This window comes from Shewanella basaltis (assembly GCF_023283885.1).
In the GTDB taxonomy this organism is placed as follows: domain Bacteria; phylum Pseudomonadota; class Gammaproteobacteria; order Enterobacterales; family Shewanellaceae; genus Shewanella; species Shewanella basaltis.
The window spans coordinates 13,353-37,164 of the sequence record NZ_JAKILA010000014.1; the positions used below are offsets into that span (position 1 = coordinate 13,353).

The window sequence follows — 23,812 nt, forward strand, 5'->3', positions numbered from 1 at the left end:
AATACGGATTAACAATGTTTAGGTTAATGTTGTGGGTTAATGGCACTTGCCTGAATGACAGCTTTTACTTGTACCACATCCCCCAAATTTACCGCTTGCAGTAGGCGATTCCATCCATTCTGGTTCTGGGAAAATTGGCCATTCAATCTTTTGGGCGCGGTTTGCGTGCATCACAATATGACCGCGATATTGATTGATACCGTCGGTGCTAAATTCGAACATAAATGTTGCCTTCCAGCAAATGCCGGTACTACCACCAATACTGGGGCGTGCAGACTCCATTGCAATTGCTAATAATTGCACATTTTGCTTTTTACAGGCTTGTTCAGCAAGTACACGACTCAACTCGGCCATTTGTCTAAGTTGCCAAAAAAATGCACCAATAACGACTAAAGCAACAAATAATAAAAAATCACTCATCATAGGCTGGCTGCCTTAAATAATCCGCCAATTGCGGTTGCTAATTGAACACTGCGCTCAGGGTGACGTAAATCGGATAATAATCCCTGGCGCAAGCTAGGTATCGCCACGATATCAGCAAATACTTGATTAAAGAAGTGCTGTGGCTGTTTTGCTAACGCTTCTAAATAGTCTTTGCGAGTTGCATCATCTTTTAATGCTATCCAGTTACGTGCAGCAATGGTGATTAAACCATTGTCGTTTAATAATTGCTGATCATTAAGTTGTTTAATCGCTGCCATACTTAATTGAGGCGCAGAGGCTAAAGCGGCAAGGTACATGACTTTTAAATCAGGTTCTGCTTGCGACATTTTCAGAAACAAGCGCTCAGCTAATCTTTTATCAATAGTGATATGCTCTAAACATTGACACAAGGCCGCTTGCACCTCAATAGGGGCCTGTTCAAATGCATTAATGATGTCATCAAGGTGGTCAAATTGATGTGCACGAACGCAAATATCTGCCAATCCTTGTAGACCTAATTGTTGCCATGTGTCAGCGGGAGCTTGGCCAGATAAATACTGCGCAGCAAATTCGTATTGGCTTGATGCAGCTTGGCCGAGTTGTAATCTAACTAATGCATTAAATAAAGCCAATTTTTGCTGATTTGGTTTAAAACTAAATGGATGATTGGCTAATTGCTCTTGTTGCTCATCTGTTAATGCTTGAGTGGGATCTCGACCGAGGGCTGCTAAAATCATTTTGATAAATTGGGTGCGCGGCGCTGGCGACAATAACCCTTGTTCATCCAATGGCAATTTTACAAACCAAATATAGGGTTGTTGCTGTTGCTGCCAAAATACGATGGCAAATTGCGCGTGTCCTTGTATAGGATAGGGATACGGTGCCAATAAAGAATCAATCTGGTGAAATGCCAACATATCAATGTGCTGAACACGGCGACCTAAATCATAAATTTGGAATTGGGTATTGGCTGTGCTCAGAAATTGGCTAAGTGTGGTTATTTCAGTCATGGTATCTTCACTAAATCAAACAAGTTGGATGGGTATTCAAGAAGCTAAATGATATCATAAACAAACATAGCCTCGGTATTGTCGTTCAAGTTTATGCTTTATTTAGCCAGCAAAAGTCATTTAATTACATTAGAACAACTGCTTAAACAGTGTCAGCTTTGGTCTGACACTCCGCCGAGTGCCTCGGCTTTAGCCAGCAATGCGCCATTTGCATGTGATACGATGACATTTGAACAATGGCTGCAGTTTATTTTTATTCCTAAAATGACTGAATTGATCTATCGACAACACCCATTGCCTTCTTCAATGGCCATTGCACCAATGGCAGAACAACTCTGGCAAGGCATGGCTCAGCGCCAGAGTGTGATTAATCATCTGCGGGCATTTGATGCCTTATTGAATCAGCAATAATCCCAATTAGCTGTTTATTTTTAGACCTAAGTGATACCAAAATGAATGCCAAAGATAGCCATGCCCCACAAGCAATTGATCATGATGAATTATACGATCCAGATTTTGTTGAAGAGGCGATAGACACTAGCGATGTTGATGAGCGTGATGATGTTTTAGCACAACCGCCCAAGATTGAATTATTGTATGAAGATGACCATATAGTGGCCATTCATAAGCCTGCGGGCTTATTAGTTCATCGAAGCTATTTAGCCAGAAAAGAGCGATTTTTTGCGATGCAAATGACACGTGATTTAGTGGGGTGTCATGTTTTTCCTGTACATCGTTTAGATAGACCGACCTCAGGAGTGTTGTTGTTTGCTAAATCAAGTGACATAGCCAGACACTTATGTGAACAGTTTGCTAATCATAGTATTAAGAAACAGTATTTGGCTATTGTACGCGGAAATATGCACGAACAGGGCACATTAGATTATGCCCTCAAACAAGAATTTGATGAACTAGGGGACAAACATGTTGACCCTAATAAAGCCGCTCAAGAGGCTGTGACAGATTACCAACCGTTATTAAATTGCGAGATCCCATTTAGTTCAGGTCGATACCCAACAAGTCGTTATGCGTTAATTCGTTTACAACCTCATACAGGTCGTAAACACCAATTACGTCGACATATGGCACATTTACGACACCCCATCGTCGGTGATACAACCCATGGTGATGGTAAACAAAATAAGTTTTTTCGGGAGCATTTTGCCATTAACCGTTTATGGTTAATTGCCAAAAGTTTAGCGTTTATGCACCCTGTTACTCAGCAAGTTATCCATATTGAAACCGAACTTGAGCCAGAGTGGTTAACCATTTTTGAGGCAATGGGGTGGGATGATGAGCAATTATCTGCGACGGCGAGCATGACGTTGAGCTAACACCGCGCATTTGGGTATAACATTAGCCTATTCCATGTGGTCTGCAATCGCCCTTTTGAGTTTTTCAAACTCTGCGATCGGAGGAAGCTGTTGGTGGTTTTGTTGCTCAATATGAAAATAATAATTACGGCGAATATGGGCGAATTTGTGCTGTAGTTTAAGTTTTCGCTTTCTACCGACTTGTCGCATAATATTGATTCCGTAATGTCTTTATTGGTTTAGAACATAACACCTTATGCCCTTTGCAGATTTAGCCTACGCTATAAAAGACACTTGCGATAAGCGTGATGAATGAAGTAAGTTATTCACTATCAACGTTTTTTATATCGTATTATATTTTAGGGAATAGTATACCATGAAAAAGGTCAATGTTGTTTTTGGTACTGTCTATGGTAGTGCACAATTTACTGCTGAAACCATTACAAAGGCGATTGCAAAATTGGGGTTTAGCACTAAACTTTGGCAGCCAAACGAACTATCAGGGTTTGTACCCGCACAAGATGAGTTGTTGATTGTGGTGTGTTCAACCACAGGTCAAGGTGATATTCCTGACGACATTGCCCCTTGGTTTAATGAATTGAAGCATAATGCGCCTTATTTGCCGGCACTTAAATACAGTTTGATTGGTTTAGGCGATTCAAGCTATGACACATTTTGTGGTGCCATAAAACAGTTTGATGAGCTGTTTACTGAGTTAGGGGCTAAATCGTTACTTGATAGATTAGACATTGATGCATGCGAAACAATGGAACCTGAAATTGAAGCGAAATCATGGATAGCCAGTTGGCAAAACGCAGTCAGTTCGGCAATCGAAGCCTAAGTTTTATTACCCAGCAGTGGTTTAAATTTGCCCAGCGCTTGAGCCAAGCGCTGTTGATCCCTATTGCCATATTACCTGCCGCTGGGGTGATGCTTGGTCTAACCGTTAACCCTTTGCCTTTTATTCCGGCCGAACTCAATATTGTGTTGTCAGCAGTTGGTAATTTGGTATTTACCATGATGCCACTGTTATTTAGTGTGGCAATTGCCATTGGGTTTTGCCGTGATCAAGGTATTGCGGCGTTTTCTGCGGTATTTGGTTTTGGTGTTTTTTTATCAACGATGGGCGCGCTTACTGACATTTATGGTTTAGTGTCACGGCCATTGTGGGGAATGCAAACCATAGATACAGGAATTGCAGGAGGCATGTTGGTTGGCGGCATCACTTGCCTTGCGGTGAATTTAAGCCAACATGTCAAACTGCCGGCAATATTTTCTTTTTTTGAAGGCCGCCGAAGTGCGCCAATTATAATTATTCCCTTATCTATGATGTTGGCGTATGTGTTAAGTCACGTATGGCCTCCATTGTCTTTGGTTATTGAACACCTTTCTGATTGGGCCGTTTATCAAGATCCTGCCATCGCTTTTGGCGTGTATGGGACGGTAGAGCGCCTGTTAATTCCATTAGGACTTCATCATATTTGGAATGCGCCATTTTACCTTGAAGTGGGCCAATATATTAATCAGGGTAACCTTGTCAGAGGGGAGGTTGCTCGTTATTTGGCAGGCGATCCGCTTGCTGGCAATTTAGCGGGCGGCTATTTAATTAAAATGTTTGGTCTGCCTGCTGCAGCACTTGCTATTTGGCGATGTGCTGATAAGTCCGAACGTAACAGGGTGGCGGGTATTATGTTATCTGCTGCAACAGCAAGTTGGCTTACTGGCGTGACAGAGCCAATTGAGTTTGCTTTTATGTTTATTGCGCCAGTGCTCTTTTTTGCCCACGCCTTGTTAACGGGTATTGCTTACAGTGTGTGTATTTTATTAGAAGTTCACCACAGCATTGTGTTTTCTCATGGTTTAGTTGATTTTACGTTATTGTTTTCTCGCTCGGCCAATACCTACTGGATTTGGATCCTTGGCCCAATTACATCCATTATTTATTACAGTCTTTTTAGAGCCAGTATTTTAGCCTTTAATTTAAAAACGCCTGGTCGAATTGACCCACAAGACGATCCACACTCTGAACCAAAAGAAAGCTTACGAGCGATGATTTCTGCTTTAGGGGGGCGAGGCAATATTGTTGAAATTAATGCTTGTCTCACTCGTTTACGGATTAGCGTGAATCAGGCTGATTTAATCGATAAACCCAGGTTAATGCGCCTAGGCGCCAAAGGGGTTGTTGTTATGGGCAAAGGTGTACAGGTGGTATATGGCACAAAAGCCGAGTCTTTGCGTAAATTGCTGCAAAAGTATCTTGATTCTCGTAAATAACACTCAGAGCGCGTTTATTGGCGTGCCAACGTCGGTTTTTTGAGCCTTTATGAGAATTTATCATTAAAAAAACTCCCCAAAGTGACCGGTTCAATGGCAAACTGACTGCATTCTATTTTTAGCTGTTCATTTGGAGTCACCAGCGTGAGTAAACAATCTAACCAACCCCATTCCACCCCATTACAGCGTAAAGTGCTAATTACAGATTGTGCTGATGCTAAAGGACTCATCGCAAAAATTACCCATGTGTGTTTTGCCAATGAGCTTAATATTATAAAAAACACTGAATTTGTCGATCATGCCCAAGGACGCTTTTTTATGCGTGCAGAACTTGAAGGGCATTTTGATGATGAGCGTCTGCTTGCTGAACTACGCGCGGTATTACCTGCACAAAATCACATGAAATTGGTCGATATGTGTACCAAGCGTATTGTGATTATGGTAACAAAAGAAGCCCATTGTTTAGGTGATATTCTGATGAAGTCATACTATGGCGGCTTAGACGTTGAGATTGCGGCGGTTGTCGGTAACTATGATGTATTAAAACCGTTAACCGAAAAATTTGATATCCCATTTCACTATGTTAGCCATGAAGGCTTAAATCGCCAAGAGCATGAGCAAGCCATGCTCGAGGTGATTAAACCTTACAATCCCGATTTTGTTGTACTGGCTAAGTTTATGCGTGTGTTAACGCCAGAATTTGTATCGGCGTTTGCGGATAAAATTATCAATATTCACCATTCATTTTTACCTGCTTTTATTGGCGCATCACCTTACAAACAAGCGTGGGATCGTGGGGTTAAAATTATTGGTGCTACAGCACACTTTGTTAATAATCATCTTGATGAAGGCCCGATTATTAAACAGGATGTGATATCTGTTGATCATAGCTACAGTGCCGAAGAGTTGGCTCACAATGGTCGTGATGTTGAAAAAAGTGTGCTGAGTAAAGCATTGCAGTTGGTGTTAAACGAACAAGTGGTGGTTTACGGTAACAAAACAGTTGTTTTTTAGTCTCTAAGTTGGCATAACTTGAGTGATATTTAATTGATAATGTTATCTTTAGTTATGCCGTATTCTTGCCGATATAAATCGTATGCTATTGTTAGTTATATTACTAATACAGTCATTCAAATATCGTTAATTGCTCTATTCGATAAGTGTTTATTCAATGCTCAAAAATAGTTAGGTCATTTAATATTTTATAGGATGAACCATGTTACAAAAAGCTGATTTTTTCCTCAAACCGTCTGAAGTGCCTAAAAGTGCCAATTTGTGTTGGGGAATTTTAAACGATCGGCTAGAGCTCATTAAGTTAAGTGAGCCCTTGTATAAATTAATTAAAAAGCCTATTTCTGCAATATTAAAACAGCCGATATTAAATGCATTTCCGACGTTAGCGCTTGAGGGGATTGACTTTAGTGATCGTAAAAAAAACCATGTGATTAACTTTGTCGACGACAAAGGTCATGCGCTTCAAGCAAGGCTTACCGCAATAGAAGAAAGCGGCGAGCATTGGTGTATCTCGATTATTGAAATTGAATTGGATAAGGCCTGGTTAAATGAGCTGCATCCCGATTATCACCAAGCCATTCAGTCCAGTGATGATTGGCTTGAGCAAATCGAAGAAGTGATTAATGCCAGTGGTGATTTAGTATTTACTACCGCAATAAAACAGGGGTTATCATTAACTAAATCTCAAGTCGGCTATGTTCACATTTATAGTGAAAAGTCGAATCAAATTGTCAAAACAGCCTGGAATGAAGATGTCGGCGATTATTTTTCAATTCCTAAGCAACAAACATATAAAGCCGATTCTGGACTTTGGGCTGAAACCATTAAAACGCGCAAACCCGTTATCCATAACGATTTAACGGAGATCATTGCGGGTAAAAGTCAAAAAGACGGTTTTTTTGCTTTTAAAAACCACCTTTGTATTCCTATTCATTATCGCAAAAAACTGGTGGGGATCATTGGCGTAGGTAATCGAGATAATCCTTATACCCAAGTTGATGCCAAATCATTAACTATTTTTGCCACCATTTTATGGCACAGTGTTGAACTGCCTAGGACGATGAAAGCGGTATCGCATCAGTCCAGTATTATTAAATCCCAAAAAGAAAAGATGACGCTCATTTTAGTGCAGCTGATTGGGGCGATTTCAGAAGCACTTGAACTTAAAGATGCTTACACTGCCGGACATCAAAAGTCAGTTGCACAATTAAGTTATTTGATGGGTGAAAAAATGGGTTTATCGCCCGAGTGCCTTGAAGGGCTAAAATTAGGGGCTCTGATCCACGATATCGGCAAATTGGCATTACCAAGCCAAATATTATCCAAACCATCACGATTGACCGAGGCAGAATTTGCCATGGTTAAAGAGCATCCTGAGCAAGGGGCATTAATTATTGATGAGGTCGAGTTTCCATGGCCGATTAAGCAAATGATTTTACAGCATCATGAGCGTTTAGATGGCTCGGGTTACCCTAAAGGGCTTAAAGGGAAAGACATTATATTAGAGGCTAAAATCATTGCGGTAGCAGATATTGCCGATTCCATTTTAAGCCACAGACCCTACCGTGCATCATTAGGCATGGACGTATTAACTAAAGAGTTATTAAGAGGTCGGGGCAAGCAGTATGACGCTCAGGTTGTTGATGCTTGTTTAGATATTTTGGCGGTTGAAGACTTTAATGAGCAAGAATATGTGTCCAGTTTAACCTTGTCGCCGGTGGTCATCCTTGAGGAGTACCATACCTTAGAACATGCAGAAGCCATGATGAAAAAGGCTAAACTAGGTGTTGCTGTGGTGCTTTCAGAAAAAGAGCGCAAGCCCATTGGCGTGGTTGATAATCAAATATTAGCCTTCTGGCATAGCCCATTTATTGATACTGCTGCTGAGCGGGCCGCAGACAGAAGTTTACTCAATAAACGGGTTCATCAAATTATGGCGCATAAAATGAACGTGATCCGCGATCATACTTTTTTAAATGACGCTAAAATCAGTTTAGAAAAAACCAATGCTAATTATTTGTTAGTGCAAAATGATAAAGATCAGATCACCGGCATGCTAACGTGGCAGATTTTGGCCAATGCAATGTTAAAAAAATAATCCCAATGATATGAATAATATATAGCACAGGAAAAATCGCTTAGAACAAGGCAGAGATTACAGCGAGGTAGTTGTTAAAGCGGGGGAGTTATTAGTGCGTGGTAGCTGTTTTATCTTCAACATGTTTTACGAGGTAAAAAGCGATGTTAATCAGTAGGCATGAGCATACTTTGTGCTGATTGGTAACATTGACAGTGCAGCTTGCTAAAAAAGGCGCTAAATAGCGCCTTTTTGATGGTTGTTTGTTACCAAGATATTAATCAACCTGAGATCGGAATAATAAACGCCTTTAAACAGTCCTTTGCCCTGTTAACTGCGTTGAGCAGAACAAATGACAAGCTTGAAAGTGATAAAGGGTAACATGTTGATTTTAATGGCATAAGTTCATTCCTTATCCCGAACTCAGGTTAATCAACAATACGCAGTAGTTCGTTAATACCTACTTTACCGCGTGTTTTAGCATCGACTTTCTTGACGATGATGGCTGCATACAAGCTGTATTTACCACAAGCAGAAGGCAAGTTGCCAGATACTACCACTGAGCCAGCAGGCACTCGACCATAATGGATTTCGCCGGTTTCACGGTCAAAAATGCGCGTGCTTTGGCCAATATACACCCCCATTGAAATCACGCTGCCTTCTTCAACCACAACGCCTTCTACGATTTCGCTGCGCGCGCCGATAAAGCAGTTGTCTTCAATAATGGTTGGGCCGGCTTGTAATGGCTCAAGAACACCACCAATGCCAACACCACCAGAGAGGTGAACGTTTTTACCTATTTGTGCGCATGAGCCAACGGTTGCCCAAGTATCAACCATGGTGCCTTCGTCAACAAATGCACCTAAGTTTACGTAAGATGGCATTAATACGGTATTTTTACCGATAAATGAGCCTCTACGCACTGTCGCAGGTGGCACAACACGGATACCTTCAGCTTTAAAGCGTGCTTCGTCATAGTCGGCAAACTTTTGCGGTACTTTGTCGAAATATTTAGTGTCACCACCGTCAATCACACCGTTATCAAAAATACGGAACGACAATAACACCGCTTTTTTTAGCCATTGGTGAACATGCCATTCACCGTCAATTTTTTCAGCAACGCGTGCTTCGCCTTTATCTAACATGTTGATGACAGTTTCAACATCAGCACGGACACTTGCATCTACACTCGTTGGTGAAATGTTTTGGCGTGTTTCGAATGCTGCTTCAATGCGTTGGCGTAAAGCCTCCATCGTTTTCTCCTGGTCGGTAATGATTAGCTCAAAATTAGCATAAACATTGTGTTTAAAAAAATTAATTAGACGATTTCAGTGCCTGGATTAAGGCTTCTGATAATTGTTGCTGTTGCGTCTCATCTAGCGCTGCGCCGCTATGGGTTTGCAAGATAAAGAAATCTTCTGCGCGTTCACCAATAGTGGTGATTTTGGCCGCTAATAATGTCACTCCGCAACGATAAAATGTGTCACCGACTTTAGCCAGTAACCCGGGGGTATCTAAAGTGATTAATTCCATCATACTTGTACCATGACGGGCACTGGGTAAGAAACTCACGTGAGTAGCAACATTAAAAGGTTTCATGATCCGCGCCAGTTTTCTGAACTTAGGCAGCTTTGGATTTTCACTCGCTAAAGCTTTTTCGAGCGCTTTACGAACACTTTGAATGCGCGACAACTGAATAATCGGCTCACCATCTTGTTCTAATATGACAAAAGTATCGAGTGCATAGTTGTCTTTTGAGGTCATGATGTTGGCATCATGGACATTGATGTTTTTATTGTCTAGTACGGTCATTACCGTGGCAAACAGTTTGGGCTTATCTTTGCTGTAAATAAACAGTTCGGTGCCGCCTCGGGTGGTGTGCTTAGACATTAACACTAATGGCTCGTCGCGGTTGTGCTTTAAAATGGCTTCGGCATGCCAGGCAACTTGGTTTGGCTGGTGACGTAAAAAGTAATCCGTTTTAAAACGTGACCATAATGTGTCCATGTCTTTTTCTTTTAAGCCACGACGGATCAGTTCTTTTTTGGCCTTAGCTTGGATCTCGCTTACGCGCGCTTTCACATCGACTGGTTTTTCCTTACCTCGGGCCAATACGCGCTGTGTCGAGAAATATAAATCGCGAAGTAGAGACGCTTTCCAGTTGTTCCAGGTTTTTTCATTGGTGGCGCAAATATCGGCAACGGTAAGGCAATACAAATAGCTTAAATGAATCGTGTCATGCACTTTATCGGCAAACTCAGCTACTACATCAGGATCTGAAATATCGCGACGTTGGGCGGTAACAGACATCACTAAATGATTTTCAACTAGCCATGCAACAAGGCGTCCGTCATGATCGTTCATGCCATGCAATTTACAAAAGTCGATGGCATCTTTTGAACCAAGCTTACTGTGATCGCCGCCACGACCTTTGGCAATATCATGAAATATTGCGCCGAGTACCAATAAGCCTTTTTTAGGTAGCTGGTTGATTAATATCGCCCCAAGAGGGAACTCATCTTTTTGTTCCGCTTGAGAAAAACGTTCAATGTTAAGCAGTAATCTGTGGGTGTGTTCATCAACGGTATAGGCATGGAATAGGTCAAATTGCATTTGGCCTTCAATTTTACGCCATGCGGGTAAATACGACGATAAAATACCGTGTTTATGCATAAATGATAACGCTTCAATGCCTCTGGGATGCTTTAAAATTTCCATCAGCACTTTGCGACAGGCAGGGTTATCTTGCAATGGCGCGGTTAACCCACGGCGAGCGTTTCGCAGTAAACGTAAGGTTGGGGCGTAAATATCTTGAATGTTAGAGTTTTTCGCTATCATTAAAAATAAACGTAAAATCTCTTCATTAGCGCGAGTGAATAACTCATCGTCTAATACTTCAATGTAACGACCACGGCGTTGAAATTGCTCGTTGATGGGTTGAATTTCTAATGCTTGCGTGTGCCCAAGTGTGGCGCGTTTAAATAGTTGCAATAGCATTTGATTTAGCTCCATCACTCGGCGTACCGTGCGATAGTAGCGTTTCATCATTTGCTCAACCGCGAGCTGTGTCGCGTCTTCATAGCCAAGTAAACTGGCTATTTGTCGTTGTAAATCGAACAGCAGCCGGTTTTCATTGCGATTGGCGGTGATGTGCAGTGCAAAACGGATTTCCCACAAAAAGTTTTGGCACTCTAGTAGCTCTTCAAGCTCTGCAGGCGCTAGAAAGTCATGCTCGACCAGTTCTTCTAAGGTGGCGGCATCAAAGTGGCGCATGGCGACCCAAGCAATGGTTTGAATGTCGCGCAGGCCACCAGGGCAGGTTTTAATGTTAGGTTCTAAATCAAAGGCGCTGGCTTTGCTGTGGCGGGTAATCTGCTCGTCTTTTTTGGCATTATAAAACTCAAAAGAAGGCCAAAAATCGTGCTGGCGAATGTTATCGTAAAGCAAATCAAATAAATGCTCATTTCCGGATAAAAGCCTTGCCTCGATTAAATTGGTTGCAATGGTGATGTCCAATTTACCTTGCTCAATCGTTTGAGCAACGGTTCGAACACTATGGCCAATTTCAAGCCCGGTATCCCAAAGGTAAGTAATAAATTGACTTAGTTGACTTTCAAGCTCTGCTGATAATGGTTCATCGCTAATTAAAAATAATAAATCAATGTCAGAGTAGGGGTGCAGTTCTGCGCGGCCGTAACCACCGACCGCAACCAAGGCAAGTGCATCGGTATTTAATGCAAAGTCTTGCCATGCTTGGGTTAATAAGGAATCAACAAATTGACTGCGATGTTTAACAATCTCAGCGATGGGATGCTTTGCTGTGTATTGCTCAACTAAGCGCTGGTTTAAGTCTAGTAATGCATTTTTGGCGGCCAGCGCAGTATTCATTGAAAACCTTACTTATTAATTTAGTGGTTAATGATACGAGGGAAGTCTTCTTCTTCGCGTAAAGTTAATACTTCTACTCCGGTTTCGGTCACAAGCAATGTATGTTCCCATTGAGCAGAGTTTTTACCATCGGAGGTGGTCACTGTCCAATTATCGTTTTTGTCCAATACCGTGGTGTGTCGACCAGCGTTAATCATTGGCTCTATGGTAAAACACATGCCTGGTTTGAGCACTGTTTTATCATTGTTTTTATAATGAACAACTTGCGGCTCTTCATGGAAACCCGCACCAATACCGTGTCCACAATAATCTTGCACGATGGAATACTTATCAAGTCCTGTTTTGCTTGCTTTGATGAATTTTTCGATAGTTGTGCCTATTTCGCCTAATTTTAAACCAGGGCGTACTTTTCGTATGGCAAGGTACAGGCTTTCTTGGGCAATTCGGCTTAAGCGTTTATCTTTGGCAGATACCTCACCAATTAAAAACATTTTAGAGGTATCACCATGGTAACCATCTTTGATAACTGTAATATCAATGTTAATCATATCGCCTTCTTTTAATACATAATCAGAAGGAATACCGTGGCATACCACTTCGTTTACCGAGGTGCAAATTGACTTAGGAAAACCATGGTAATTGAGTGGGGCTGAAATCGCACCTTGCTCTTCGGTGTATTTGGCACAAATATCGTTTAACTCATTGGTGCTGACGCCCGCTTTTACAAAAGGAGCTACCATTTCTAATACTTGTGCCGCTAATTTACCCGCGGCACGCATTTTTACTATTTCGTCTGCATTTTTTATCACAATACTCATGAAAACTCTCTATCTTTGGACGGTCAAAATTGGCTGGTTTACCCAAGGATTTTACGGCAAAAATTTGTATTTAGCTGCCGATTATGGTATAAAGCGCGCCGTTGTGTGTAAGATCGTTGTTGTACGGTTCGAGTTATCTCGATGTTATTTGATGTAATGAAACGCTTATTTTTAAGCATTTTAAACAAATCATCACAAAGAGTTCGGCAAATCGTAAAATATGGCGGCTATTATACATGGCAATTAACTTAAATACTAAATCACACACGTATCGACACATTTTTCGGGGTGCTTTCTAATAACAAACGTTATTAGAGGGTCGAAAACATGGGATGCGTGGAGGTCTAACCCCTTACATTAAGGTATATACAATGACTACTGTTTCAATGCGCGACATGCTACAAGCTGGTGTTCACTTCGGTCACCAAACACGTTACTGGAATCCAAAAATGAAGCCTTTCATTTTCGGTGCTCGTAACGGTGTACACATCATCAACCTTGAGCACACTGTACCAATGTTCAACGAAGCTTTAGCTTTCATTAGCAACGTTGCTTCTAAGAAAGGTAAAGTATTATTCGTAGGTACTAAGCGCGCTGCTGGCGAAGCTATCAAAGAAGCTGCAATTTCTTGTGACCAGTACTATGTTGATCACCGCTGGTTAGGCGGTATGTTAACAAACTGGAAAACTGTTCGTCAGTCAATCAAGCGTCTTAAAGAGCTAGAAAGCCAATCTGTAGATGGTACTTTCGACAAGCTTACTAAGAAAGAAGCGCTAATGCGTTCACGCGAATTAGACAAGTTAGAAAAGTCTTTAGGCGGAATTAAAAACATGGGCGGTTTACCAGACGTATTATTCGTTATTGGTGCTGACCACGAGCATATCGCTATTAAAGAAGCAAACAACCTAGGTATCCCTGTTGTTGCAGTTGTTGATACTAACTCTGCGCCAGACGGTGTTAACTACATCGTTCCTGGTAACGACGACGCGATGCGTGCTATTCGTTTGTACACTACTTCTGTTGCTGCTGCTGCCAACTCTGGCCGTGGTCAAGATTTAGCTGTTCAAGCTGAGCAAGACGGTTTCGTAGAAGCTGTTTAATAAGGCGTGATGGTTACCATCTCCCTTATTTGCCAATAAGATAATTGGTGAACAGGGGCCTTTTGGCCCCTGTTTTATAAATGCAAAATTAAACGAATTAAATTAGAGGATTTAACAATGGCAATTACTGCTGCCCAAGTTAAAGAACTTCGTGACCGCACTGGCGCTGGCATGATGGACTGTAAGAATGCACTGACTGAAGCTAACGGTGACATCGAATTAGCAATTGATAACATGCGTAAAAGCGGTGCTGCAAAAGCAGCTAAAAAAGCCGGCAACATCGCTGCTGATGGTACCATTTTAATCAAGAATGGCGACGGTTTTGCAGCGCTTTTAGAAGTTAACTGTCAAACAGACTTCGTAGCTAAAGATTCAAACTTCCTTGGCTTTGCAAACGCAGTGTTAGACGTTGCTGCTGCAGCTAAAGTGACCATTGACGATCTTAAAGCTCAGTTTGAAGAAACACGCGTTGCTTTAGTTGCTAAAATTGGTGAAAACATCAATATTCGTCGCGTTGAGTATATCGACGGTGCTAACCTTGCTTCTTACCGTCACGGTGAGCGTATTGGTGTAGTTGTAGCTGGTGAAGCTGACGAAGAAACCTTAAAGCATATCGCCATGCACGTAGCTGCTTCTAAGCCTGAATTCGTAAACCCAGAAGACGTGCCTGCTGAACTTGTTGAAAGAGAGCAAGCGCTTCAAATCGAAATCGCGATGAACGAAGGCAAGCCTGCTGACATCGCTGAGAAGATGGTTGTTGGTCGTATGAAGAAGTTTACTGGTGAGATCTCTCTTACTGGTCAAGCTTACATCATGGAACCTAAGAAAACTGTTGGCGAAGTTCTTAAAGAGAAGAAAGCGACAGTGTCTAACTTCATCCGTTTAGAAGTTGGCGAAGGTATCGAGAAGAAGGCTGAAGATTTTGCTGCTGAAGTAGCTGCACAAATCGCTGCAACTAAAAAAGCGTAATCGCTTTTCTCTAAGTACCCTAAGACCGCAGTAGCCGCTGCGGTCTTGTTATAATCAGGACGAAAATTATGAGCACCAACCCCAAACCAGCATTTAGACGTATTTTGCTTAAATTAAGCGGTGAAGCATTAATGGGCGACGAAGGCTTCGGCATTGACCCAAAAGTACTTGATCGTATGGCACAAGAAGTAAAAGAGCTTGTTGAACTCGGCATTCAAGTTGGTGTGGTTATTGGTGGTGGTAATCTGTTCCGTGGTGAAGGCCTTGCACAAGCAGGGATGAACCGCGTAGTGGGCGACCACATGGGTATGCTAGCAACGGTAATGAATGGTTTAGCCATGCGTGATGCCTTGCACCGTGCATATGTTAACGCTCGTTTAATGTCTGCTATCCCTCTAAAAGGCGTGTGTGACGACTATAACTGGGCTGAAGCGATTAGCTTATTAAAATCTGGCCGCGTGGTGATTTTTGCTGCAGGCACAGGTAACCCATTCTGTACAACCGATTCTGCTGCGTGTTTACGCGGTATCGAAATTGAAGCTGAAGTGGTTCTTAAAGGAACAAAGGTAGATGGTGTTTACTCTGCTGATCCAATGAAAGATCCTGAAGCGGTCAAGTATGATACGTTAAGCTATGCTGAAGTCCTTGAATCAGAATTAAAAGTAATGGATCTTGCAGCATTTACCATGGCACGTGATCATAATATGCCTATTTTAGTGTTCAATATGAACAAGCCCGGCGCGTTAAGACGTGTAATAATGGGTGAAGATGAAGGCACTGTTATTAGCAGTAAACAACCTGCTTCATCACAGAAATAGAAAATAGTGCTACCAAATAAATTAACTGTTTGAGCTGTATTATTGCTTGTGTCATTCTTAGACTAAAGCTCAAGCACACATGAATTTGAGACAAAAAGGAAATTATTGTGATTGATACAATTATGTTAGATGCGCAAGAGCGTATGGGTAAGTGCGTAGATGCAACTAAAAATCAAATGGCTAAAGTGCGTACTGGCCGTGCACACCCAAGTTTATTAGATTCTATTCAGGTTTCTTACTACGGCTCTATGGCGCCGCTTAAGCAAGTTGCTAACGTGGGTGTTGAAGATTCTCGTACTTTAACAGTCACTGTATTTGACCGTACAATGGTGCAAGCAGTTGAGAAAGCCATCATGAGTTCGGATTTAGGTTTAAACCCTATGTCTGCCGGTGCAACTTTGCGTATCCCATTACCAGCCTTAACCGAAGAACGTCGTAAAGATTTCATTAAAGTGGTTAAAAATGAAGCTGAAAACGGTCGTGTAGCGATTCGTAACGTACGTCGTGATGCCATCAGTGAAGTTAAAAAGCTTGAAAAAGCCAAAGAATGTACTGAAGATGATGTCCGTCGTAGTGAAGAAGAAGTGCAAAAATACACTGACTCGTACATTAAAAACATCGATACACTTTTAGCGGCGAAAGAAAAAGAGTTGATGGAAGTATAATCTGTCGATATAGACGCTAGAGTTAACACGCCGTGTAAGGGTATACTACACGGCGTTTGTTTTTATAAAGGATTGCCGTAGATGTCATCTACAGTTGAGTTTGAACCAGACCCAAATGCTGAATTGGAGCAAGTGACTTCGAATATGTTGCCGTGCAAATTATCTGATGTTGTTAAACAATCTCTGCCAAAGCATGTAGCAATAATCATGGATGGTAATGGTCGCTGGGCACAACAGCAGGGCAAAGCTCGTGTGTTTGGCCATAAAGCCGGTGTTAAGGCTGTTCGTCGCGCGGTGAGCACGGCAAGTCAATTAGGTATTGAATCATTAACCTTGTTTGCGTTTTCAAGCGAGAATTGGCGCAGGCCAGATAAAGAAGTCAATTTATTGATGGAGCTATTTTTTACAGTATTGCAGCGTGAGCTTAAATTACTCGATAAAAACCAAGTCAAACTGAATATTATTGGTGATATCAGCCGTTTTTCAGCGCGTTTACAAAAACAAATTGCCACGGCTCAAGAGAAAACAGCAGCCAATACTGGGTTAACATTGAATGTTGCTGCTAACTACGGTGGGCGTTGGGACATCTTGCAAGCGGCACAAAAATTAGCCGAAAAGGTCGCAACTGGCGAAATCAACAGCAGTCAGATGACTGAAGATGCCCTAAATGAACATTTGTGCATGCAAAATCAGAGCGAAGTTGATTTAATGATCCGTACCGGCGGTGATTACCGCATTAGTAATTTTGTTTTATGGCAGGCCGCCTATGCCGAATTGGTGTTTATTGACACCCTGTGGCCTGATTTTGATGAGCAAGCATTTCGTGATGCACTTGCCATATTTGCCAGTCGGCAGCGCCGTTTTGGTTTGACTGGGAGTCAAATCGAAGAAATACGCGCAATATAATATTAAGAGGATTAGTTTTTGCTAAAACAACGAATAATAACGGCATTGTGGTTAATCCCAATTGTACTCGGGGCAATCTTTTTACTTCCTGCTACATGGTTTGCATGGATACTCGTCCCAGTCTTTTTAGTGGCTGCAAAAGAGTGGGGTAGTTTTATTGACCCACAGTGTAATGTGACTCAATGGTCTTTTACCGCCACATTAGGTGTGCTATTAATTGCGCTTAATTTAGCCGTACCCGTTGATGCGTTGTGGTTTAAAGGACATTTGAATCCTATGTATCTTGCCATCATCAGTATTGGTGTTTTTTGGTGGTTGATTAGCTGTGTATTGGTGATGAGTTTTCCTAAAAGTGCTAGGTTTTGGAAAACCAGTCCAATGTTAAAGTCGATGTTTGGTCAACTGACATTAGTCCCTTGTTTTGCCTCGCTAATTGCACTTAAGTCACTCAGTTATAATGTTGAACCTTATTACGGTGGCGCGTTAGTGTTTTTGGTGATGTTGGTTGTGTGGGCTACAGATACAGGTGCTTACTTTGCTGGCCGTACGCTAGGCAAACATAAGTTAATGCCTAGCGTTAGCCCTGCAAAAACCTTAGAAGGTTTAGCTGGTGGATTGTTAACGACAATGGTGGTTGTGGCTGGGGTGATGTACATTGCGCCAGAACAAGAGCTAGGTTTACTGGTTGTTGTGACATTAGTGACTGCGCTAGCTTCTGCTTTTGGTGATTTATCTGAAAGTATGTTTAAACGCGCTGCAAATATAAAAGATTCTGGCACAATTTTGCCAGGCCATGGCGGCATTTTAGATCGCATTGACAGCTTAACCGCTGCATTTCCAGTGTTTACCTTTATTTATATTGCCATGGGGATGTAGTTCCTATGCAAAATATGGTTATTTTAGGAGCCACTGGCTCAATTGGTGCCAGCACTCTGCGGGTTATGGAACATAATCCGGCAGATTTCCATCTTTATGGTTTGGTCGCAAATGCCAGCGTAGATAAAATGCTCGCCCTTTGTGTGAGATACCAGCCTGACTATGCTCATATGGTCGATGAGCGTGCGGCTATGCAGCTTAAAGCACAATTACCTTCTCACTGTATTACGCAGGTTACCACTGGCGCTGCAGCGCTCAATGCGCTAGTAACAGACAGTAAAACAGACACTGTGATGGCCGCCATTGTGGGGGCTGCTGGCTTGGTCCCTACCTTTGATGCCGTAAAAGCCGGTAAACGTGTGTTATTGGCCAATAAAGAAGCGCTTGTCATGTCTGGCGAGTTGTTTATGAATACCGCTAAATCGTCAGGTGCAACAGTATTACCTGTCGATAGCGAGCATAATGCCATTTTTCAGTGTTTGCCCTTACAAGTTCAAACAGAGCTTGGGTATTGCGATCTTAATGAACATGGCATTTCGCATATTTTATTAACGGGTTCAGGTGGGCCGTTTTTACAGGCAGATCTTAAGTTGCTAAGCACAATGACTCCGGCCCAGGCGTGTAATCATCCTAACTGGTCTATGGGACCTAAAATTTCAGTTGATTCAGCCACCATGATGAACAAAGGCTTGGAGTTTATTGAAGCAAGATGGTTGTTTAATACTAAAAAAGATCAGCTTAAAGTGGTGATTCACCCTCAAAGTGTTATCCATTCCATGGTGCAATATCGAGACGGTTCTGTGATTGCACAAATGGGTAACCCTGATATGCGCACACCAATTGCTCATTGTATGAGCTATCCGCAAAGAATTGACGCCGGCGTTGAACCTTTGGACTTTTTCAAAGTCGGACAATTAAGCTTTTGTGAACCTGACTTTGTTCGTTTTCCTTGTTTGCGCTTAGCCATGCAAGCCTGTGAGAAAGGACAAGAAGCTACCACAGTGTTAAATGCGGCAAATGAAATCGCCGTTGATGCTTTTTTAAAAGGTCAGATACGTTTTACCGACATCGCTGATGTAAATCATCATTGTTTAGACTCGGTACAACAAACTCGTTTAGCCACAATAGACGATATTTTACAGCTTGATGATCAAGCTCGTAATACCGCTAAATCGTTTATTAACGTGCTTAATTAATTCAGGGGAATGATGATAGATTTTTTTTGGAGCCTTGGTTCATTTATCGTTGCATTGGGCATTTTAATTACTGCCCATGAATACGGTCATTTTTGGGTCGCTCGCCGTTGTGGCGTAAAAGTAGAGCGTTTCTCTATTGGCTTTGGTAAAGCGATTTGGCGCAAAGTCGGGCAAGATGGTACCGAATATGTGGTGGCCATGATCCCATTAGGCGGATATGTCAAAATGCTTGATGAGCGTGTTGATGAGGTGCCAACTGAGTTAGTTGATCAAGCCTTTAACCGTAAAACCGTTTGGCAGCGTATTGCGATTGTTTCAGCAGGGCCAATTGCAAACTTTATCTTTGCCATCTTGGCACTTTATATTATGTATATGATAGGCACGCCATCGTTAAAGCCTGTTATTGATAGCACGAAAGTGGGCACGCCTGCCGGTATAATTAATGTGGTTGAACCTCAGCAGATTATTGCGGTGTCAGGGCAAAAAGTAAGGACATGGGAAGAAGTTAATCTCGCGTTAGTTGGCCACATTGGTGACAGTAGCTTAACGTTAACCTTGGCTTCATTACCGACACTGTCTGGTATGGATATGCCCAGCAAAACAGTGACATTAGATACCAGTAATTGGGTATTTGACCCAGAGAAAACATCGCCAATTACATCCTTAGGGCTTGGGATATTCAGACCCGGTATAGAACCGATAATTGCGTTGGTATCTGCAGATAGTGCAGCAGAACAAGCAGGTATTTTGGTTGGTGACACACTTACTGCAATTAACGGTGAGCCTTTCAGTGATTGGAAAGCGTTTGTTGATGTGGTACAAACGTCAGCAAATAAAACGATTACCATGACATTAATACGAGACAATCAAGTGATTAATGTCGATGTAACACCAAAAGCTCAACAAAATGCAGATGGACAAACCATTGGTATTGTTGGCATAAGTCCTACTCAAGCGCCATGGCCTGATAATATGCGCTTTGATCTTGAGTATGGCATAGTAGATTCTTTCATCGCTGCGACAGATAAAACATGGCAGCTGGTTGTTGTCAGCTTTAAGATGATTGGAAAATTATTTACCGGCGATGTGTCGGTGAAAAACTTAAGTGGTCCTATATCGATTGCACAAGGCGCAGGCGCGAGTGCAAGCTACGGTTTAGTGTACTTTCTTGGGTTTATCGCGCTCATCAGCGTTAATTTAGGTATCATTAATTTAATGCCTTTACCCGTGCTTGATGGTGGACACTTGCTGTATTACTTTGTTGAAGTGATTACTGGTAAGCCTGTACCCGAAACGGTTCAGGAAATAGGTTTCAGATTTGGCGCAGCATTGCTGCTAATGTTGATGGGTGTTGCCCTATTCAACGATTTTGCCCGACTCTGAGCAAGGACAGACTAATAATTAGAAGTGCTCTATGAGATTGAATAAAATTTTTGCCTCGATGTTATTCGTCGGTGCGTCTTTTTCAGGGAATGGTTGGGCAGAGTCTTTCCAACCTTTTGAAGTGACCGACATCCAAGTAGAAGGTTTGCAACGAGTTGCTCTCGGTGCGGCGCTATTAAGTTTACCTGTTAAAGTAGGTGACACGATAGATGAAGTTAAATTACAGCAAGCCATTAAAAGTCTTTATGGCTCGACTAACTTTGAGAGTATCAGCGTTAGCCACGAAAATGGCATACTTTACGTTGCTGTCAAAGAGCGTCCAACTATCAGTGTTATCTCATTTGAAGGTAACAAAGATATTAAAGACGAACAGTTGCAAGAAAGTTTAGATGGCTCAGGTGTTAAATCTGGAGAATCATTAGACAGAACCATGTTGTCTGGCATTGAGAAAGGTCTGCAAGACTTTTACTACGGTGTCGGTAAATACGGCGCTAAAGTAGAAGCGCAAATTATTAACTTACCTCGTAACCGAGTAGAGCTTAAATTTAAGTTCACAGAAGGCTTGGCAGCAGAAATTCGCCAAATTAACGTGGTAGGTAACACCGTCTTTTCTGACTCAGAGCTTATTAGCATGCTTGAGCTTAAAGACTATGTTGCATGGTGGGATTTATTCGGTGAACGTCGCTATCAAAAGCAAAAGTTACAAGCCGATCTTGAAACCATTAAAACCTATTATCACAACCAAGGTTATATTCGTTTTGAAGTGACCTCAACCCAGGTTGCGATGACCCCAGATCGTAAAGGTTTGTATATTACCATTAACGTCGATGAAGGCGAAAAGTACAAAGTTAAAGACGTTAACCTTGTGGGCGATCTAATGGGCCGCGAAGAGTTAATGAAGTCTATTTTGCCTATTAAAGCTGGCAATATGTACAACGGTGCTGACGTAACGTTTACCGAAGAAATGTACAGCAAATACCTTGGTCGTTTTGGTTATGCGTACCCAGAAGTTAAAACGTATCCAGAAATTGATGATGAAAACAAAGAAGTTGTTTTAAATATCAATATTAAACCGGGTAAGCGCGTTTATGTTCGTTCGATTAACTTTACTGGTAACACGGTAACCAAAGATGAAGTTATGCGTCGTGAACTTCGTCAAATGGAAGGTGCTTGGTTAAACTCAGCGCAAATTGAACAGTCTAAAACGCGTCTTAACCGTTTAGGTTATTTCGAAACCGTTGAAACTGAGACCATTCAAGTACCGGGTAGTGATGATCTTGTTGATGTTGCAGTTACCGTTAAAGAGCAACCATCGGGTTCATTTAATGCTGGTGTTGGTTATGGTACTGAGTCAGGCGTGAGCTTGCAGTTTGGGGTTGAGCAAAATAACTTTTTAGGTACGGGTAACCAAGCCGGTATTAGCATCAACACTAACAAGTATTCGAAAAGTGCGACTGTGTCTTATACCGACCCTTACTTCACCAAAGATGGTGTGAGTTTAGGTGGGAGTGTTTACTGGAATGAGTTCGATGCTAACCAGGCTAACCTCGAACGCTACAAGAATAAATCTTATGGTGTTGCACTTAACTCTGGTTTCCCGATTAACGAATCTAACCGCTTAAACGGTGGCATTGGTTATCGTCATAACACGATTTCTGAAATATCGTCTTATGAGCAGGCTGTTCGTTTTTACAACATTTACCGTGAAAACGATGAAGTGGATTCTGATTTAAGTTTCGATAACTTTGAATTAACTGCTGGTTGGTACCGCAGCACACTTAACCGTGGTACGTTCCCAACAGACGGCTCATCTCAGCGTTTGAGTGGTAAAATCACGGTTCCGGGTTCTGATTTACAGTATTTTAAAACAGACTTCGATACTAACTATTACTTCCCATTAACACGTCAACACGGCTTTGTATTATTAGCGCGTGCTCGATTAGGTTATGCAAATGGTTATGGTCAGTTTAACGATAATGACCAGATTTTACCGTTCTGGGAAAATTACTACTCAGGTGGTTCAAGCTCATTACGCGGTTTTAAATCTAACTCTGTAGGGCCTCGTTCATTCTACTTATACCGAGGTAGCACCGCTTGTTCGCCAGATCCGTCAGGTGATGGTTGTAGCTTGCCAGGTGATATTGACACCGTTTACGTCAGTGAAGGTAATTCTATTGGCGGTAACGCGATTGCCACTGCAAGTTTAGAAATGATTGTGCCAACACCATTTTTAGATGAGGCGTACACAAACTCTGTGCGTACCAGTTTCTTCGTTGACGCCGGTAACGTGTGGGATACTGAGTTTGATTACGATGGCTACCGCTATTTACCAGCCGATCAATTCTCTCAGTTAAGCGATTACAGCGATCCTAGTCGTCTTCGTGCTTCTTGGGGGATGAGCGTGCAATGGTTATCGCCAATGGGTCCTATGGTGTTCAGTTTGGCATGGCCTATCAAAGAATATGAAGACGATGAAACAGAGATTTTCTCGTTCAATATTGGCAAAACGTTCTAAAACAAATACACTCGGCAGGTTTTGCTGATAACAACAAGTTTAATAGGAGTCTACTTTGAAAAAGATGGTAAATCGCGCATTAGTAACTTTGGCATTAATTGCAACACCTATGCTAGCTCACGCAGAAAAAATTGCTGTGGTTGACATGGGTGAAGTATTTGAGCAGTTGCCTCAGCGCGAGCAAATTTCTAAAGCATTAAAAGCCGAGTTTGGTGATCGTGTTGCAGAAGTACAAAAAATGCAGGAAGAAATGCGTTCTTTGGTAGAAAAGCAACAACGTGACGGCGCTTTAATGAGCGATACACAAAAAACTGAATTAGTTCGTAAAATGGATTCATTAAAATCTGAATTCCAATTAAAAGGCAAAGCACTGGACGAAGACATGCGTCGTCGCCAAGGTGAAGAGCAAAATAAACTATTAGTTCAAGTGCAAAAAGCGATTAATACCATTGCTGGTAAAGAAAATTATGACCTAGTGCTACAACGTGGCGCGGTTATTTTTGTTAAGCCAGAAGCTGACATCAGCGGTAAAGTGGTTGAAGCCTTAAGCAAAGGCAAATAAGTAAT

The 23,812-nt window shown here is 41.9% G+C and carries 21 protein-coding genes; 16 read left to right on the plus strand and 5 right to left on the minus strand.

The features are described 5' to 3' along the window. Positions 1 to 36 precede the first annotated feature (36 nt). Both L2703_RS11205 and L2703_RS11210 read right to left on the minus strand, forming a co-directional pair. Positions 37 to 423 (minus strand): DUF3301 domain-containing protein, encoded by a 387-nt coding sequence (locus L2703_RS11205; RefSeq protein WP_248971178.1) that lies wholly within the window; start codon positions 421 to 423, stop codon positions 37 to 39. After that, positions 420 to 1,433 (minus strand): DUF3549 family protein, encoded by a 1,014-nt coding sequence (locus L2703_RS11210; RefSeq protein WP_248971179.1) that lies wholly within the window; start codon positions 1,431 to 1,433, stop codon positions 420 to 422. Before L2703_RS11210 ends, L2703_RS11205 begins: the two co-directional genes overlap by 4 nt. A 93-nt stretch (positions 1,434 to 1,526) precedes the next feature. On the opposite strand from L2703_RS11210, the gene L2703_RS11215 reads away from it, so the two are divergent. The 6 genes from L2703_RS11215 (at position 1,527) to L2703_RS11240 (ending at position 8,132) form a co-directional block, all read left to right on the plus strand. Beyond that, a complete protein-coding gene (locus L2703_RS11215) occupies positions 1,527 to 1,844 on the plus strand; it encodes a YqcC family protein (RefSeq protein ID WP_248971255.1) in 318 nt (105 codons plus the stop codon). A gap of 41 nt (positions 1,845 to 1,885) precedes the next feature. Continuing rightward, on the plus strand, positions 1,886 to 2,767 hold the full coding sequence (gene truC, locus L2703_RS11220) for a tRNA pseudouridine(65) synthase TruC (protein WP_283107864.1): 882 nt from the start codon (positions 1,886 to 1,888) through the stop codon (positions 2,765 to 2,767). 355 nt (positions 2,768 to 3,122) lie between these two features. After that, the gene (locus tag L2703_RS11225) at positions 3,123 to 3,587 is read left to right on the plus strand and encodes a flavodoxin (RefSeq protein WP_248971180.1); all 465 of its coding nucleotides are present in this window, start codon (positions 3,123 to 3,125) and stop codon (positions 3,585 to 3,587) included. Next, on the plus strand, positions 3,539 to 5,020 hold the full coding sequence (locus L2703_RS11230; protein ID WP_248971181.1) for a PTS transporter subunit EIIC: 1,482 nt from the start codon (positions 3,539 to 3,541) through the stop codon (positions 5,018 to 5,020). The genes L2703_RS11225 and L2703_RS11230 overlap by 49 nt, the downstream gene beginning before the upstream one ends. Before the next feature lie 144 nt (positions 5,021 to 5,164). Next, on the plus strand, positions 5,165 to 6,034 hold the full coding sequence (purU, locus tag L2703_RS11235; RefSeq protein WP_248971182.1) for a formyltetrahydrofolate deformylase: 870 nt from the start codon (positions 5,165 to 5,167) through the stop codon (positions 6,032 to 6,034). Between the two features lie 202 nt (positions 6,035 to 6,236). Then, positions 6,237 to 8,132: an HD domain-containing phosphohydrolase gene (locus tag L2703_RS11240; protein ID WP_248971183.1), complete on the plus strand. Its 1,896-nt coding sequence runs from the start codon at positions 6,237 to 6,239 to the stop codon at positions 8,130 to 8,132. Between the two features lie 407 nt (positions 8,133 to 8,539). Here L2703_RS11240 and dapD read toward each other — a convergent pair whose 3' ends face one another. The 3 genes from dapD to map form a co-directional block, all read right to left on the minus strand. Continuing rightward, positions 8,540 to 9,364 (minus strand): 2,3,4,5-tetrahydropyridine-2,6-dicarboxylate N-succinyltransferase, encoded by an 825-nt coding sequence (dapD, locus tag L2703_RS11245; protein ID WP_248971184.1) that lies wholly within the window; start codon positions 9,362 to 9,364, stop codon positions 8,540 to 8,542. A 61-nt stretch (positions 9,365 to 9,425) separates the two neighbouring features. After that, positions 9,426 to 11,999, minus strand: a complete 2,574-nt coding sequence (gene glnD, locus L2703_RS11250) for a bifunctional uridylyltransferase/uridylyl-removing protein GlnD (protein ID WP_248971185.1) — start codon at positions 11,997 to 11,999, stop codon at positions 9,426 to 9,428. 20 nt (positions 12,000 to 12,019) lie between these two features. Beyond that, positions 12,020 to 12,817: a type I methionyl aminopeptidase gene (map, locus tag L2703_RS11255; protein WP_248971186.1), complete on the minus strand. Its 798-nt coding sequence runs from the start codon at positions 12,815 to 12,817 to the stop codon at positions 12,020 to 12,022. 371 nt (positions 12,818 to 13,188) lie between these two features. Here map and rpsB point away from each other — a divergent pair, with 371 nt between their 5' ends. From rpsB to L2703_RS11305, 10 genes are all read left to right on the plus strand, one after another. Continuing rightward, positions 13,189 to 13,917, plus strand: a complete 729-nt coding sequence (gene rpsB / locus L2703_RS11260; protein ID WP_188739563.1) for a 30S ribosomal protein S2 — start codon at positions 13,189 to 13,191, stop codon at positions 13,915 to 13,917. A gap of 117 nt (positions 13,918 to 14,034) precedes the next feature. Then, positions 14,035 to 14,886 (plus strand): translation elongation factor Ts, encoded by an 852-nt coding sequence (tsf, locus tag L2703_RS11265; protein ID WP_248971187.1) that lies wholly within the window; start codon positions 14,035 to 14,037, stop codon positions 14,884 to 14,886. Positions 14,887 to 14,954: 68 nt separating this feature from the next. Continuing rightward, a complete protein-coding gene (pyrH, locus tag L2703_RS11270) occupies positions 14,955 to 15,704 on the plus strand; it encodes a UMP kinase (protein WP_248971188.1) in 750 nt (249 codons plus the stop codon). A 122-nt stretch (positions 15,705 to 15,826) separates the two neighbouring features. Then, the gene (gene frr, locus L2703_RS11275; protein ID WP_283107866.1) at positions 15,827 to 16,369 is read left to right on the plus strand and encodes a ribosome recycling factor; all 543 of its coding nucleotides are present in this window, start codon (positions 15,827 to 15,829) and stop codon (positions 16,367 to 16,369) included. An 81-nt stretch (positions 16,370 to 16,450) separates the two neighbouring features. Next, positions 16,451 to 17,275 carry a polyprenyl diphosphate synthase gene (uppS, locus tag L2703_RS11280; protein ID WP_248971190.1) on the plus strand — a complete coding sequence of 275 codons (825 nt, stop codon included), beginning with the start codon at positions 16,451 to 16,453 and terminating at the stop codon, positions 17,273 to 17,275. Between the two features lie 18 nt (positions 17,276 to 17,293). Then, on the plus strand, positions 17,294 to 18,151 hold the full coding sequence (locus L2703_RS11285) for a phosphatidate cytidylyltransferase (protein WP_248971191.1): 858 nt from the start codon (positions 17,294 to 17,296) through the stop codon (positions 18,149 to 18,151). A gap of 5 nt (positions 18,152 to 18,156) precedes the next feature. Further along, positions 18,157 to 19,347 carry a 1-deoxy-D-xylulose-5-phosphate reductoisomerase gene (ispC, locus tag L2703_RS11290; RefSeq protein ID WP_248971192.1) on the plus strand — a complete coding sequence of 397 codons (1,191 nt, stop codon included), beginning with the start codon at positions 18,157 to 18,159 and terminating at the stop codon, positions 19,345 to 19,347. A gap of 12 nt (positions 19,348 to 19,359) precedes the next feature. Continuing rightward, complete coding sequence (gene rseP, locus L2703_RS11295) at positions 19,360 to 20,730, plus strand: sigma E protease regulator RseP (protein ID WP_248971193.1); 1,371 nt, start codon at positions 19,360 to 19,362, stop codon at positions 20,728 to 20,730. Positions 20,731 to 20,761: 31 nt separating this feature from the next. After that, positions 20,762 to 23,245, plus strand: coding sequence for an outer membrane protein assembly factor BamA (bamA, locus tag L2703_RS11300; protein WP_248971194.1), 2,484 nt, complete (start codon positions 20,762 to 20,764; stop codon positions 23,243 to 23,245). A gap of 64 nt (positions 23,246 to 23,309) precedes the next feature. After that, on the plus strand, positions 23,310 to 23,807 hold the full coding sequence (locus L2703_RS11305) for an OmpH/Skp family outer membrane protein (protein WP_248971257.1): 498 nt from the start codon (positions 23,310 to 23,312) through the stop codon (positions 23,805 to 23,807). Positions 23,808 to 23,812: the final 5 nt, after the last annotated feature.

Coding starts and splice junctions, on each gene's coding strand:
- L2703_RS11205 (WP_248971178.1), bottom strand. CDS start 423: ATGATGAGTGATTTTTTATTATTTGTTGCTTTAGTCGTTATTGGTGCA.
- L2703_RS11210 (WP_248971179.1), bottom strand. CDS start 1,433: ATGACTGAAATAACCACACTTAGCCAATTTCTGAGCACAGCCAATACC.
- L2703_RS11215 (WP_248971255.1), top strand. CDS start 1,527: ATGCTTTATTTAGCCAGCAAAAGTCATTTAATTACATTAGAACAACTG.
- truC (WP_283107864.1), top strand. CDS start 1,886: ATGAATGCCAAAGATAGCCATGCCCCACAAGCAATTGATCATGATGAA.
- L2703_RS11225 (WP_248971180.1), top strand. CDS start 3,123: ATGAAAAAGGTCAATGTTGTTTTTGGTACTGTCTATGGTAGTGCACAA.
- L2703_RS11230 (WP_248971181.1), top strand. CDS start 3,539: ATGGATAGCCAGTTGGCAAAACGCAGTCAGTTCGGCAATCGAAGCCTA.
- L2703_RS11240 (WP_248971183.1), top strand. CDS start 6,237: ATGTTACAAAAAGCTGATTTTTTCCTCAAACCGTCTGAAGTGCCTAAA.
- dapD (WP_248971184.1), bottom strand. CDS start 9,364: ATGGAGGCTTTACGCCAACGCATTGAAGCAGCATTCGAAACACGCCAA.
- glnD (WP_248971185.1), bottom strand. CDS start 11,999: ATGAATACTGCGCTGGCCGCCAAAAATGCATTACTAGACTTAAACCAG.
- map (WP_248971186.1), bottom strand. CDS start 12,817: ATGAGTATTGTGATAAAAAATGCAGACGAAATAGTAAAAATGCGTGCC.
- rpsB (WP_188739563.1), top strand. CDS start 13,189: ATGACTACTGTTTCAATGCGCGACATGCTACAAGCTGGTGTTCACTTC.
- tsf (WP_248971187.1), top strand. CDS start 14,035: ATGGCAATTACTGCTGCCCAAGTTAAAGAACTTCGTGACCGCACTGGC.
- pyrH (WP_248971188.1), top strand. CDS start 14,955: ATGAGCACCAACCCCAAACCAGCATTTAGACGTATTTTGCTTAAATTA.
- frr (WP_283107866.1), top strand. CDS start 15,827: ATGTTAGATGCGCAAGAGCGTATGGGTAAGTGCGTAGATGCAACTAAA.
- uppS (WP_248971190.1), top strand. CDS start 16,451: ATGTCATCTACAGTTGAGTTTGAACCAGACCCAAATGCTGAATTGGAG.
- ispC (WP_248971192.1), top strand. CDS start 18,157: ATGCAAAATATGGTTATTTTAGGAGCCACTGGCTCAATTGGTGCCAGC.
- rseP (WP_248971193.1), top strand. CDS start 19,360: ATGATAGATTTTTTTTGGAGCCTTGGTTCATTTATCGTTGCATTGGGC.
- bamA (WP_248971194.1), top strand. CDS start 20,762: ATGAGATTGAATAAAATTTTTGCCTCGATGTTATTCGTCGGTGCGTCT.
- L2703_RS11305 (WP_248971257.1), top strand. CDS start 23,310: ATGGTAAATCGCGCATTAGTAACTTTGGCATTAATTGCAACACCTATG.